General features: G+C 47.4%; 12 protein-coding genes. 4 read left to right on the top strand and 8 right to left on the bottom strand.

Annotation, left to right across the window (positions count from 1 at the left end):
• Positions 1–326: 326 nt before the first annotated feature.
• From DYH48_RS00160 to DYH48_RS00150, 3 genes are all read left to right on the top strand, one after another.
• Positions 327–3,317, top strand: coding sequence for a UvrD-helicase domain-containing protein (locus tag DYH48_RS00160; protein ID WP_115333724.1), 2,991 nt, complete (start codon positions 327–329; stop codon positions 3,315–3,317).
• 227 nt (positions 3,318–3,544) lie between these two features.
• Positions 3,545–4,354 (top strand): iron-sulfur cluster repair di-iron protein, encoded by an 810-nt coding sequence (ric, locus tag DYH48_RS00155; protein WP_107946350.1) that lies wholly within the window; start codon positions 3,545–3,547, stop codon positions 4,352–4,354.
• Positions 4,355–4,485: 131 nt separating this feature from the next.
• Entirely contained in the window at positions 4,486–4,989 is a 504-nt protein-coding gene (locus DYH48_RS00150; protein ID WP_115333723.1) for an AlbA family DNA-binding domain-containing protein, read from the top strand.
• A 17-nt stretch (positions 4,990–5,006) separates the two neighbouring features.
• Here DYH48_RS00150 and DYH48_RS00145 read toward each other — a convergent pair whose 3' ends face one another.
• From DYH48_RS00145 to lptM, 7 genes are all read right to left on the bottom strand, one after another.
• Positions 5,007–5,585, bottom strand: coding sequence for a HupE/UreJ family protein (locus DYH48_RS00145; RefSeq protein ID WP_115333722.1), 579 nt, complete (start codon positions 5,583–5,585; stop codon positions 5,007–5,009).
• 123 nt (positions 5,586–5,708) lie between these two features.
• Positions 5,709–6,440, bottom strand: a complete 732-nt coding sequence (locus tag DYH48_RS00140; RefSeq protein ID WP_115333721.1) for an HAD-IA family hydrolase — start codon at positions 6,438–6,440, stop codon at positions 5,709–5,711.
• The gene (gene xerC / locus DYH48_RS00135) at positions 6,440–7,360 is read right to left on the bottom strand and encodes a tyrosine recombinase XerC (protein ID WP_115333720.1); all 921 of its coding nucleotides are present in this window, start codon (positions 7,358–7,360) and stop codon (positions 6,440–6,442) included. The genes DYH48_RS00140 and xerC overlap by 1 nt, the downstream gene beginning before the upstream one ends.
• A gap of 57 nt (positions 7,361–7,417) precedes the next feature.
• Positions 7,418–8,047, bottom strand: a complete 630-nt coding sequence (locus tag DYH48_RS00130) for a DUF484 family protein (protein WP_011848049.1) — start codon at positions 8,045–8,047, stop codon at positions 7,418–7,420.
• A complete protein-coding gene (gene dapF / locus DYH48_RS00125) occupies positions 8,044–8,871 on the bottom strand; it encodes a diaminopimelate epimerase (RefSeq protein ID WP_006083422.1) in 828 nt (275 codons plus the stop codon). Before dapF ends, DYH48_RS00130 begins: the two co-directional genes overlap by 4 nt.
• A 76-nt stretch (positions 8,872–8,947) precedes the next feature.
• On the bottom strand, positions 8,948–10,192 hold the full coding sequence (gene lysA / locus DYH48_RS00120; protein WP_012090407.1) for a diaminopimelate decarboxylase: 1,245 nt from the start codon (positions 10,190–10,192) through the stop codon (positions 8,948–8,950).
• Between the two features lie 63 nt (positions 10,193–10,255).
• Positions 10,256–10,447, bottom strand: a complete 192-nt coding sequence (gene lptM / locus DYH48_RS00115) for an LPS translocon maturation chaperone LptM (RefSeq protein ID WP_006083425.1) — start codon at positions 10,445–10,447, stop codon at positions 10,256–10,258.
• Between the two features lie 79 nt (positions 10,448–10,526).
• Between lptM and cyaY the strand changes: the two genes are divergently transcribed.
• Positions 10,527–10,856, top strand: a complete 330-nt coding sequence (cyaY, locus tag DYH48_RS00110) for an iron donor protein CyaY (protein ID WP_006083426.1) — start codon at positions 10,527–10,529, stop codon at positions 10,854–10,856.
• Between the two features lie 84 nt (positions 10,857–10,940).
• On the opposite strand, the gene DYH48_RS00105 is transcribed toward cyaY, so the two are convergent.
• Positions 10,941–13,352, bottom strand: a complete 2,412-nt coding sequence (locus tag DYH48_RS00105) for a class I adenylate cyclase (RefSeq protein WP_115333719.1) — start codon at positions 13,350–13,352, stop codon at positions 10,941–10,943.
• Positions 13,353–13,453 lie beyond the last annotated feature (101 nt).

Raw genomic sequence — 13,453 nt, 5'->3', positions numbered from 1 at the left:
GTTGTATTGAGAAAAGAAAAGGCCTGAAGAGATTCAGGCTTTTTTGCTTTCTGATACACGGTTTTCTAATGTATGCCTTTCTAATGTGCGCCCTTCTTATACACATAGTTACACAGTCACCATAATGCTTGGTTTGCCACGCCTCTCACGCCAACTAAGACATCATTCACCAACACTATGAGCTTGGCTGCGTCTGGTGACCAAAATCAATAGAAAACCCACACAGACCCATAGCATAACCTTGACACGAGCTATCGGGTTTTAAGTTATAATGCATTTAAAAATCAGCCTGTTAATTCTAAAACTTTTTAGCCGTAGGTTTTACATTGTCATTGACTCACTCTGAACAAGATATCAAGCACAGTTGGTTTGGCCATTTCTTTATTGGCAAAGCTGATGCAGTAAAACTCAGCGCCAGTGGTATTAGCATTAATCGCACTAAAGGCGGCTTTTTTGTTCACTCTCGCAGCGCTAACAAAGTAGCCGCTGACGAATGCTTTACCTGGCAACAGCTCGACTCCCCGCCGGTTTTCACCTTGAGTCCGCTCGGATACTTGCTCGGTTTCACTGTATCTGGCAAAGCCTATCAACTGCCGTTTCTAAGCTATTTTGCGCAGCATCAATTTGGCAACGAAATCGCACTGCTTTGGGCGAATGCTAATGGGGCGCGCATTGCTGAGTTAGTGGCGAAAGTCGATAAAATACTGGCACACACTTATTTACGTGAATCACGTTTAGAAATGATACAAGCCAGAGTCGCGCGCGAATATCAGCGTTGGTTCCCTTGGTGTGAAAACCTGCCCTTGGCGGCAAATCTACACACAGTGTTAGCGAGGCTTAAGCAAATCCACCGCTGGACCCGCGCCGATGTAAAGCAGCTGCGTGAAGAGTACGTTCAGTCACAGCTCGTTAAATTTGCAGACTATTTTGAGTATGTAGAATCTAATCCCTTAACCGAAAAACAGCGCCGAGCTTGTATTATTGATGATAACAATAATTTGTTATTGGCAGGTGCAGGCACGGGCAAAACCAGTGTGATGGTCGGGCGAGCCGGATATTTGCTTAAGAGTGGTCAAGCAAAAGCCGATGAAATACTGCTGTTAGCCTATGGTCGTAAAGCGGCTGACGAGATGGATGAGCGAATTAAAAACAAGCTTGGCACGGAGGATATCAAGGCAAGTACTTTCCACAGTTTAGGCTTAAAAATTATCGCTGACGTTGAGCGCGCTAAACCCAGTTTGTCCCCTTGGGCAGAGGATGACAAAGCCAAAGAGCTGTGGGTGCACAATATCCTTGAGACTTTGATTGAAAATGCGGCTTACCGTAAGCAACTTTTCGAGTACTTCAGCCGTTTCTATTATGTTGAAAAAAGCCCGTTCGAGTTCGATGTGGAAGGCGAGTATTTTCAATACTTGAATGACAACGATATTCGCAGCCTTAAAGGTGAGCGAGTCAAAAGCTTTGGTGAGCTCTACATTGCCAACTGGCTATTTAGCAATGGCATCGAATATGTTTATGAAGCTAAGTATGAGCATGATGTGCGCAGTATTGATTTTCGTCAGTATCAACCCGATTTCTATCTGCCTGAATACCAAGTTTATCTTGAATACTATGGTATTGATGAACACCAGCATACCGCCCCTTATATCGATAACCAAAAGTACTTGGAATCGATGGCATGGAAACGCCAGCTACATAAAAAACATGGTACTAAGTGTATTGAGCTATTTTATTACCAACATAAAAACGGGTCGTTAATCGGTAAGCTTGAGCAAGCTTTACAGGTCTTTAAAGTGCAATACGCGCCCTTACCCGATGAAGCCATACTCGCCACCCTGCATGAACTAGGCCGCGTGACTGAATTGGCAAAAATGTTTAGTCAGCTGATTGGGCTGTATAAAGCAGCTTGCCTTGATGAACATGGCCTTGAGGGTATATTTGCCCGCGCCGCCGATGCTCAGCAGACCCGTAAGGCATTCGAACTGCTTGAGCCCATACTCACGCGCTATGAGCAACATTTAACAATAAATGGCGACATTGATTTTGAGGACATGATTGGCAAAGCGCTGACGTATCTACAACGCGGGCAATTTATTAGCCCGTGGCGTTTTATTATGGTGGATGAGTTCCAAGATATTTCAGAACCACGTGCCCGCTTAGTGCGTGCCTTGAGGGATTCCTGTACGCCCCATTCTAAAGCGCAGGCGTCTTTATTTTGTGTCGGGGATGACTGGCAGGCGATTTATCGCTTTAGCGGCGCAGATGTGAGTTTAACTACGCATTTTACTCACTATTTTGGCCCAACAGCCCAAAGCTACTTAGATCTGACTTTTAGGTTTAACAGTAGTATTGGGCAAGTCGCCACTCAGTTTGTTACCCAGAATCCCACACAATTGAGCAAGGACATTCGCTCCCTCATGCAGGTCGCCTCCCCCGCGGTTTCAATATTACGCCGCGGAGAAAATGAACCACCCAGTAAAGATGAGCCAAGCCCAAATGCATTGGAACAAGCATTAACGGCGATAAGTGCAAGGATAAACGCCGGAAGTGACAAACTTAACAGCGTACCTAGCGTCTATTTGCTGGCACGTTTTTGGTTTCAGTTACCCGATAAAACCCAAGTTAACCAACTCAAGGCGAAATATCCCAACGTGAAGATTGAGTGCCAATCATTTCACGCTTCGAAAGGGAAAGAGGCCGATTATGTGGTGATCATGGGGATGAAGACAGGGATACATGGTTTTCCGTCGATGAAAATCACGCCGCCGATACTGGATGCTTTTTTACCTAAAACTGAAGCGTTTGAATTTGCAGAGGAACGCCGACTGTTTTATGTCGCGTTAACGCGGGCAAAACATCGTGTCTATGTGATTGCCGATATGACAGATGTGAGTCCTTTCGTCACTGAACTGCTTACAAAAGGCTACGATATTGCACAAGATGAGTTCAGCACCTCTTTAGTGCAAAGGTTATTTGAAGAAGTAAAATGCGTGCGTTGTAGCACGGGAACGCTTAAGCCTAGAATGGGGAATTTTAAATCGTTTTATTCTTGCTCACACTTTCCCCTGTGCGATCACAAGGAGCAAGACTGCGAACTCTGCGCTAGCCCAATGACGCGTAACCGTTTTGCAGGCTTTAAGGTGTGCCTAAATGAGGCTTGTGGACATATATCACCGCTTTGTAACCTCTGCGGCGGCGATATGCTGTTGAAAGATGGTCGATTCGGCCCCTTTTGGGCCTGTCGCAATTACCGCGGGCAAAACCTACCCAGTTGTACGAATACACTAAACAAGGCCAAGTTATCGCTACCAAATTAAGTGATAAAAAGCGAAACACTTTGGCATTTTCGTCAATCTGTATTTCAAGGTTACGAGAGCCAATTTGCAACTCCAAGCTAAGGCGGCCACCTACTCCTTAAGAGATATTTTATTCAGTTAACTGTGACATCATCAGCAAATCCTGAGTATTTTAGTCGGGTTTAGTTGCTACGCATTAAAGCTGCAAATAATATGAATGTAAATTTATTGCTGCTTTGGAGCTATTCATGTCTGCTACTTCTACCCCAAAAGATGCACAAGCCACTGGCCATGGAGTGGATTCTCAACCTCGCCATGATGCACAACTTGGTCAAGGTTTTCCGCTTAGTGAGAGCGCTCAGGATAACCACTGGCTGGAAAGAAAAGTCGGTGAGTTAGTTGCCGAAGATTTTCGCCGCGCCCATGTGTTCAGCCAATTTGGTATCGATTTCTGTTGTGGCGGCGGTAAACCGCTGTCGATCGCCTGCGAGCGTGCAGAAATAGATCCCGCAAAAGTGGTTGCTGCGCTGAATGCGGTAACACTGACTGGCAGCAAAGAAGATGAATTGAATCAATTACCCTTAGATCTACTTATTGAATATATAGAATCAACGCACCATCAATACGTGCGCGAAAAAGCACCGTTATTGGTCGAATACTCCGAGAAGATGGTCCGCGCCCACGGTGAGCACTATGCCGAAATAGTTCCCTTTGCGGGTTGGGTACGTGCTTTAGTAGAAGACCTGATGCCGCATTTAATGAAAGAAGAGAAAATACTGTTTCCGGCGATACGTGGTTTAAGTCAAGCAGAGCACATTGAAACTTGCTTTGGCCATATTGGTAATCCCATCAATGCGATGCAGCACGAACATGAAGAAGTCGGTTTGATCTTGCAAAAATTACACGAGCTCACGAACGACTTCACGCCACCGGAACATGCTTGCACTACGTGGCGTGTGTGTTATGCCACGCTAGCGGAATTTGAGGCTGATTTACATCAGCATATTCACTTAGAAAACAATATTCTATTTCCTAAGGCATTAGGTCTCGCTCAATAATCGATTAAATGTTGCTGCTGTGATGCCCCTGAATTACGGTCATCCGCAGAATCTTGAGGCCGGACCTAAGTCTGGTCTTTCAATTGTTGACGTGCTACAACAAGTCATGTGTCGCTGACGGATAAGCTGCCATGACATTTCAATCATTTGCACTTGATGATATTGCCGATTTACACGAATCGGCCCAAGTAGAGTTTAAACTCGCAGGTGGCCGCGACGGCCAAGGTCAATTACCCGAAGATATTTGGGCGACTTATAGCTCCTTTGCCAACACTTTAGGCGGCGAGATCATCCTAGGGGTGCGCGAAGAACGTGGCCATTTCAGCATTCAAGGCATTCCCAATCCGCTTCCTGTTTTACAAGCGTTTTGGGAGATACTCGATAATCCTAGCCGTACTAGCCATAATATTTTGGCGATTTCAGATGTGCAGATTATTGAAATTATGAATAAAAAGCTGATTCGTATCCGCGTACCGCTGGCGCCTGAGCAACTCAAACCTATTTATGTCGGCGGCGATCCTTACACTGGGAGTTATTTTAGGGTGGGAGATGCCGACATGCATGCGAGCCGTCGGCAGGTCAATCTACTGTTACGCCGCGCCCATCTTTGCATGAAGCAACTCAAGGCGCGTTAATTCGGCATGCTATTACGTCAAAATCCTGCTAATAAATAACCGCCCATGGCCGCAATCGCTGCGCCCGTGACACGCATTAAGTTGCGTTGTCCTGTCATCCGCTGCATTCCAAGGCCTATCATTACGCCGCCTAAATGGATGACCGCAGTGCCAAATAAAAATCCTAGGGCATACAAAACCGGGCTTGCCAATGCTGGCATTTCGGCGCCGTGGGCATGCCCGTGGAAAATCGCAAATACGCCAACAAATGCCATGGCGAATAACAGTGGAATTTGACGATCAAAAGCGATGGCAAGACCGAGTAACAATACCGAGAGGGCGATGCCGATTTCAACGAAGGGAACGGCAATGGCGTATAAACCTAAAATCCCGCCAACCAACATAAAGACAACAAAAGCGAGGGGCACTGTCCAAATCGCGCGGCCACCGAGCTGGGTGCTCAACATGCCCACACTCAACATTGCCAGCAAGTGATCAAATCCCAAAACGGGATGATTAAAACCTGACATGAAACCGCCACCCGAATGGATCTCATGGGCCGATACCGGCGCGATCCAACATAAAGTGAGCAGTAATAACAACCCGATACGCGCCATAACACAGCCTTAGTCAGTGACTTCAGTAATATTAGGCTTCACTCTAGTGCAAATTTTGGGAACAAACCTTGATCTCAATCACTCTGGATTAGCAAAGATACAGATTCAACACTGCCCACAGAGTTAGTTTGCGTCGATAGCCAGCACTTTGATTAACGCATCAAGAGCATTAATTTCTAAATGGGGTAACAAGGCCGCAATAGGTAAGGAATCGACTCGGCCAAAACTCGGATTCAACCACACAGACTGACATCCTGCCAGCCGCGCCCCGCGCACATCGGAATTCATACTATCGCCAACATGCAGTAAATGTTGCGGTGCAATATTTAGTCGCGAGCAGGCCAATTCAAACATGTCTTTAGCGGGTTTCATATGCACGCCATTGCCTGGATGCAACACAAACTCGAAGGTATCGCCTAAACCAATTCGCTCGGCATCCACATTGCCATTGGTGATGCCGATTAATCTAAAATGCTGCGATAGGCGTTTGAGTAACAAGAGCACTTCGTCAGATACTTGAAAATGGCTGCGATGAAAATAAAAACACGCCAATCCTTGCTCGGCGCCGCGTTCGGCTTCGACGGCCGAATACCCTAGCTGTATTAGCCCTTGGCGAAGCGTTGCCAAACGGGCAGCGCTGGTGTCGTGGGCTAGCTCGCGATTTTGCTGCAGCAGTTGCAGTTTTAGCCTGCGCCAATCATGGGTTTTCCACGCCTGCGACAATGGATAAGTCTGCAACAGAAACGTCGCCAGCTCAGCTTCGGCATTTAAAATATGCGGTAGATTATCGTACAGGGTATCGTCGAGATCGAAACTGATCGCTTGAATATTTTGAGGTCTAAGATAGCAACGCATTATTTATCCTGTGTTTTTTTCGCTCTAGGATGGGCGTTATCATACACCTTAGCTAAGTGTTGGAAATCCAAACTGGTATAAATTTGCGTAGTCGCTAGGTTCGCATGGCCCAATAATTCTTGCACCGCCCGCAGATCGGCGCTCGCTTCTAACATGTGAGTGGCAAAGGAGTGGCGCAGTTTATGTGGATGCACGCGCACCGATAATGCCTGCTCTTGCCCCCATTTAGCCATCCGCGCCTGAATACTACGATGGGAGAGTCGCTTGCCCTTTTCGGTCACAAATAAGGCGTTATCTTCACAGGAGATCTGCTTTCGGCAATTGAGCCAATTCAGCAAAGCAGCAATCGCCAAACGACCGACAGGGACGATACGTTCCTTATTGCCTTTACCTAAGACTCGCACTTCTTTCAAATCGTATTGCACACTGGATAAATTGAGCGCAGCGAGTTCAGCTAAACGTAAACCACTGGAATAAAACAACTCCATCATGGCCTTATCCCGCAGACTCAAGGGATCTGTACCTTCAATGTCGAGCAAATGACTGATGGCATCGACATCGATATTCTTCGGCAGCGGTTTGGCTTGTTTGGGAGCACTTAAGCCTTTGGCAGGATTAAGCTCGATCACACCTTCGCGCAGCAAAAATTCACCCCATTGTTTTACCGCAGATAAACACAGAGAAAGCGATCGCGGGCTTAAGCCTTTGCGGTGCAATTTGGCTAACACTTGCTGCCAATGCTCGCGACTCACATTGAGTAGATGCACGCCGTCAGGCAAGAGATCACTACCGCGATTAAGCTCGTAAAGGTAATTACGTACTGTATGGGCCGACAACTGCCGCTCGGTACTCAGATAGCGTTCAAAGGTTTGTAACCATTGAGTATTAAGCGCCGACACTTCGGCTGTTTGCGTACTCATATCGGTTTCCTCATGGGTTTTGCTAAGCCTTAGGTGAGCACAATCGCTCAACAGCCGTTACAGCTTAGCGAGCATGTGCGCCAGCAAACGCCGCAGTTGTTCCAGCAGCATGTTATCCATATCGGGGTGAAAATGGGTGGCATCTTGGCTGGCAATAGCAAAAATGACTGGGTTGTCTTCCGATAATTTCGTCAGTGCCACCGACCCCACTTCGCTACCAAATAGGCGTTTAGCCTCTTGCTGCGTGAGTCGGCCAAAATAGTGACCTTTATGCAGCCTTTGATCCCATATTGCCTTCATATCGGTATCGAGCACGCTGATCAAACGCACATGACTGAAATTAAACTGTAATTTTAAACTGTCGGCCAACACTTCTTTGAGTGACACAAGATCGGCACAATTTAATAGCTGGAAGGATAACTCAGTATTGAATTGGTAAATCTTCTCGTTACGCGCCGCCATGGTTAACAGGCTAGTGATTTCTTCTTCCAACTGGCTCACTCGCTGGCGCAGCATTTCTTGGCGACGTTCCACCAAAGAGATAGCGCCACGTTCCATGTGAGGCAAGCGCATTGCCAGCAGCAGCTCGGGATAGCGATTAAAAAAGTCAGGATTATCCAGCAGATATTCGCGAATAATCAACTCATCGAAAGGCACATCCGTCTGCGGCATCAAGGGCTCTGTCATAACTGAATTTGTCCATCGTAAACGTGCTGCGCGGGGCCCGTCATCCACAAAGGTTTACCCTCGCCTTCCCAGTTGATGGTTAAGGTGCCGCCGGGTAAATCCACCCGCACTTGCTGACCGAGCTTTCCTTGCACTTGACCCACAACTACAGCTGCACATGCGCCTGTGCCACAGGCCAAGGTTTCGGCCGCGCCGCGCTCATACACCCGCAGCTTAATGTGGCCGGAGTCTACGACCTGCATAAACCCCACATTCACGCCGCGCGGAAAACGCTCATGCTTAGTGAGCATGGCACCAATTTCAGCAACAGAAGCACTCGCCACATCTTCAACGTCGAGCACGCAATGGGGATTACCCATAGAAGCCGCGCCACATAAAAAGGTTTGCATCGGTGTTTGCAGTAAATAGGTTTTTTCAGGTTTCTTGGCTTTGAAGGGGATCTGACTCGGTTCGAGGATCGGCACGCCCATATTCACGGTAACAGTACCGTCTCGCTCTAAGCGCAGAGTCATCTTGCCAGACGAAGTACTGACACGGATTTTGCTCTTATTTGTCAGGCCTTTATTACGCACAAAACGAGCGAAACAGCGGGCGCCATTGCCGCATTGTTCGACTTCAGTGCCATCGGCATTGAAGATGCGATAATGAAAATCTAAATCGGGATCATAGGGCGGCTCAACTAAGAGTAGTTGGTCGAAACCTATGCCAAAGTTACGGTCGGCTAAACGGCGGATCTGCTCAGGCGAAAAGAACACGTTCTGCGTGACCCCATCGACCACCATAAAATCGTTGCCCAGTCCGTGCATCTTAGTGAATTGGATCAAGATACTTATCCTTTAAGCCGAGGCGCCGCTCATAAAGTATGAAACCAAGCGCCTGAATCAATATAATTTTTCTAGTTTACGGCAGGAGTTGCTCACCTTGCCAGAGCTGAGACAATTTTTCTCGCTCACGCACTAAGAAAGCCTGCTCACCATCCACCATCACTTCAGCCGCACGAGGACGCGTGTTGTAGTTAGAGGCCATGGCAAAACCATAGGCACCACTCGAACGCACCGCCAGTAAATCACCCGCGGCTAACGCGAGCTGGCGATTTTTACCTAAAAAGTCACCGGTTTCGCACACTGGGCCAACAATATCAAACTCATAGGCTTCTGAGTCCCTTGGCACGACTGGGATAATATTTTGCCATGCACTGTAGAGTGCGGGACGAATCAAGTCATTCATCGCACCATCGACAATCGCAAAACGTTTGTCGCTGTTTTCTTTAAGATACAGCACCTGAGTAACAAAAATCCCCGCATTGGCGGCAATCGCACGGCCCGGTTCGAAGATCAGCTTCAGTTGACGGTCGCCCAAACGCGCCAATATGGCGGCAGCATACACATCAGGATGTGGCGGCGTTTCGGCATCATAGGTCACCCCTAAACCACCACCCACATCGAAATGCTCAATAACGATACCCTGCTCGGCCAAACGGTCGATCAAGGCGAGCATACGATCCATCGCATCGAGGAATGGTTTGATTTCAGTCAGTTGTGAGCCGATATGGCAATCGACACCTTTCACTTTTAAATGTGGCAACGCATGGGCACGGGCGAAAACGATTTCAGCCTCATCCATAGCAATACCGAATTTGTTTTCTTTAAGGCCAGTCGAAATGTAGGGATGGGTTCCCGCATCAACATCGGGATTAATCCGCAGGGACACAGGCGCCACTTTACCTAAACGACCAGCGACCAGATTTAACTGCTCAAGCTCAGCACTCGATTCAACGTTAAAGCAATAAATGCCCAGATTAAGTGCCTGTTCCATTTCAGCCGCAGTTTTACCCACGCCAGAGAACACCACTTTGGCGGGATCGCCGCCCGCTTCCATCACTCTTGCTAACTCACCGCCCGACACGATATCAAAACCACTGCCTAAACGTGCCAGCACATTCAGTACAGCCAAGTTCGCATTGGCTTTAACCGCGTAACAAATCAAATGTGGATGATCTGCCACGGCATTATTAAAGGCATGCCAATGGCGCTCTAGCGTGGCGCGGGAATAGATATACAGCGGTGTGCCATAGGTTTGAGCTAAATAGGCAACCTGGCAGCCTTCGGCGTGCAGGGCATTTTGTTGGTAGAGAAAGTGATCCAATGTCTGATTCCTTACTGCGCGTTATCGCTGCGATAGTGATGGTCGTTTTAGTTATAGCGATTGTTATTGTTGTGTTTTTTGTGCTTCGATGGCTCTAATTTCGGTTTTAATCTCTTCCACTTCAGGCACAGTTTTAGCTTCATCAACCTTTTTAGGTTGATTCACCTCTGTGGCGGGCGATCGATAGAGGGGGCCCTTCTGGCCGCATGCCGTAATGAATAGGCTACCAAGCAATAACAATAAAAACAGTCTCATTTTTCTCAACATCTGTGCATCTGGTGACTAATGGCCTTATAATCGCACCCATCTTGACGAAAGCAAAGGACAGAAATGCATGGCCATTACAGATACAGAATTTCACCAGCTCGCCGATGACATGTTCCAAGCCATAGAAAATGCGATTGAAACTGCGATTGATGAGCAAGATGCCGATGTTGATATCGATGCCAGTGGCAACGTATTGCAATTAGAATTTGTTGATGGCTCTAAGATAGTGATCAACAAGCAAGAACCTTTGCATGAGATTTGGGTAGCCACACGTTTTGGTGGATATCATTTTGGTTTTGTTGAAGGTAAATGGATGGACGGACGTAATGGCGGCGAGTTTATGCCATTCGTGCAAGAGTCTATCGAGCGCCAAGGCGGAATTAAGCTTAGCTTTTAATCTAAGCCAGTCGTAGCGCAAGCCATAATAGTGCAAAACAATAATGGGAGCCTTGGCTCCCATTATTTATGTTAAAAAACCAGCTTAAAACTCAGTGTCTTGGTCACTCATATCGATGCCGAACGGCGCCACAGTTAACTCCCCCGCCACTCGTACTAGATGGAAAAACTGCGGAATATTGAATCGTGCCCGCGAAGCATAATGCTCATCGAACACATAGTGATGACTGACTTTATTCACTAACTCGGCCATGTTTGATCCCGCCTGCACATAGTGATTCAGCTGGTTTTCCTCATCGAGAATAAATACATCTAAGTTATCGACTCGTTGACGTAGGAAATATTGAATCGCCCCTTTCGCCGCATAGTTCTGCACCACTTTAGGCATGCTCGAAAAGGGATCGTCACCCAATTCAGGCCGTGGCAGCAGCACAAGATGACTGCGGGATAACTGCTGATAAAAAGACTTAGCATCACTCAAATCCTGATAGGCCATGCCTAAGGGATTAAAAAAGATCCCATAGCGGGTATGCCTTATCTGCAGCGGCTGCACTAAGGTGCTGGATTGCTGCACTTTTTGGCACAAACGCATGGTTTGCTTAAGTAGATTTTTCACCGCTAACTTGAGCTGTGGCCGCAATTTTTGCGAGCAACTGATCACATCCATGTCCACGGGTAAGCTGGCCCGCCGGAGTCCTGGGGTCACAAAGGCTAAGGCTTGCAATACCGCAGTATCGCCTTCGAAACGATGACACTGCCACTCACCCCAACTATTCAAACAAATGGCATCTAACGCCCCAAGCATATTGGCTTTTTTACGCCCGAGTGAGAACACGTTAGCATTCATCACATCGACCATCATTTCCTGTCCGCCCCATTCAATGGTGGGATCGCAATCCAGATTAAGCACAAAAATCAGCTTACGAAAATGCCACGGCTGGCATAAGTCCCGTTTCGACACGCGCCAATCGTGGTCGATAAAATTCAGTAACCGCTTAGACGCTTCGGTAAGCCGTTTCGACTTGGCCTTACTCTGACCGTATTCGTGCCATTGTGTTTCAGGTGTCGAAATTCCGTTTAGACATGCCCAGATCATCAAGGCGGACGGGGTTTTGCCCTTACATATCGCCGACTCACCTAACAAATTTTGTGGCAGCGGCTCCTGTCGATAAAGATAATATTGCCGCTCGCGCGAGCTTGACACAATAGTCACGTCGGACTCGGCGACCGAGGCACTCCACAGCAGATTCAGCTTAGCGATTTGGTCTTCATCTTGGCTAAAATAGGTGTGTAATTTACGGGTGAGCATGCCCAGCTCTTCAATCCGCAAGCCTTCATTGAGCTCATGGGTCGATGCGAAGCGCAGCAAGGTTTGATAGCTCGCCAACAAGAGCTCATTCAGCTGCTCGTTAAACCAATTGAGCTGACCACTGTGCCAATGTTCACAATCATCTAAAGTGCTGATCAAACTGTCGGGCCATTGCCAATCCTGCACCAATTTTTGCAGCTTAGGATAACGCCAATCTTTGCCCTCTTGCGTGCGGCTCAAGTGCACGCCACATTTTAGATAAAAGCAGCGCCGCGCAATCTCAAGCCGACGGGTATCATTCTGCTTGAACAAATAGGTTTCGATAATCTCGTAGATAGAGTAATAAGCATCGTTCGACGTCGAAAAATCACCGGCTAAGGTTTTCTGCCAGAGGCGATCACAAAGCACCGTTGAATTGGGATAATCGCTGGCATAGGCCTCGAGTAGCAATACTTTAATCAACGCCTTATGGGGCTTTTCTAAACCTTTATAAAGCTGCCATAAGGAAGCACCAAAGTACTCACTCGCAGGTAATTCATGCACATCGCCTAAAAACAAGAGTGCAGGATTGAGTTTAGCGTCAGGCCACCATGCAATGGCTTTACCCGCCAGACGAATTTGACTGCGATAAAACTCTTCCAGTAACAACCAGTGCTGGGTGCTGCCACTGTGCTCATGGGCCATAGTTGACAGACAACCACGCAGAGTTTGATCACCACAAAACTGTTGTGGGTGGACTAAGTAAAAGTTCACCTCAAACTGATACTCGGCAAACCATGCAGTCAATCTATCGGTTTTAATCCTGATCAGCGCTAACTCTTCAAGGCTTAAATCTGCCCTATGCACTAACCAAACATCGACATCGCTCTTGGTATTTTGGCCAAAGCTGCCAGTACTGCCCATGGCATAAACGCCATCAAAGGCATTGATGTCCGCTTCTTGATTAATAAAGGGTAGCGAGAAAACATCGCAGGCTTGGGATTCAATTTCGCTAAGCTGATACTCATTAATTCCGCAGGGCGTATTAGCGGCATGATAGCCGGGATACTGAACGCTGTTCTGGTGGATTAAAAAGGGGATCAAATGGAATAAGTGTTTTTGCAGCGGCGATAGCAAAGCCAAGGCGCGCGCAATGCGGACCTTATTAAGTCGTTCAGCTATATCAGGAAACTGTATTTGCCGATCCATTCAAAAACACAACACTTAGACACTTATGAGAAGTGTGCTCATGTTAACACTTTTGCAAACACGAGCAACTATATGTGAAGCGCATCACACTTTCACGCCAT

Source organism: Shewanella baltica (assembly GCF_900456975.1).
Classification (GTDB): Bacteria; Pseudomonadota; Gammaproteobacteria; order Enterobacterales; family Shewanellaceae; genus Shewanella; species Shewanella baltica.
Note: the sequence above shows the minus strand (reverse complement) of the source record. Positions and strands in the feature narration are given on the sequence as shown.

Excerpts from the sequence above, each read along its gene's own strand:
- ric (WP_107946350.1), top strand. The coding sequence starts at position 3,545 with ATGTCTGCTACTTCTACCCCAAAAGATGCACAAGCCACTGGCCATGGA.
- DYH48_RS00150 (WP_115333723.1), top strand. The coding sequence starts at position 4,486 with ATGACATTTCAATCATTTGCACTTGATGATATTGCCGATTTACACGAA.
- DYH48_RS00145 (WP_115333722.1), bottom strand. The coding sequence starts at position 5,585 with ATGGCGCGTATCGGGTTGTTATTACTGCTCACTTTATGTTGGATCGCG.
- DYH48_RS00140 (WP_115333721.1), bottom strand. The coding sequence starts at position 6,440 with ATGCGTTGCTATCTTAGACCTCAAAATATTCAAGCGATCAGTTTCGAT.
- xerC (WP_115333720.1), bottom strand. The coding sequence starts at position 7,360 with ATGAGTACGCAAACAGCCGAAGTGTCGGCGCTTAATACTCAATGGTTA.
- DYH48_RS00130 (WP_011848049.1), bottom strand. The coding sequence starts at position 8,047 with ATGACAGAGCCCTTGATGCCGCAGACGGATGTGCCTTTCGATGAGTTG.
- lptM (WP_006083425.1), bottom strand. The coding sequence starts at position 10,447 with ATGAGACTGTTTTTATTGTTATTGCTTGGTAGCCTATTCATTACGGCA.
- cyaY (WP_006083426.1), top strand. The coding sequence starts at position 10,527 with ATGGCCATTACAGATACAGAATTTCACCAGCTCGCCGATGACATGTTC.
- DYH48_RS00105 (WP_115333719.1), bottom strand. The coding sequence starts at position 13,352 with ATGGATCGGCAAATACAGTTTCCTGATATAGCTGAACGACTTAATAAG.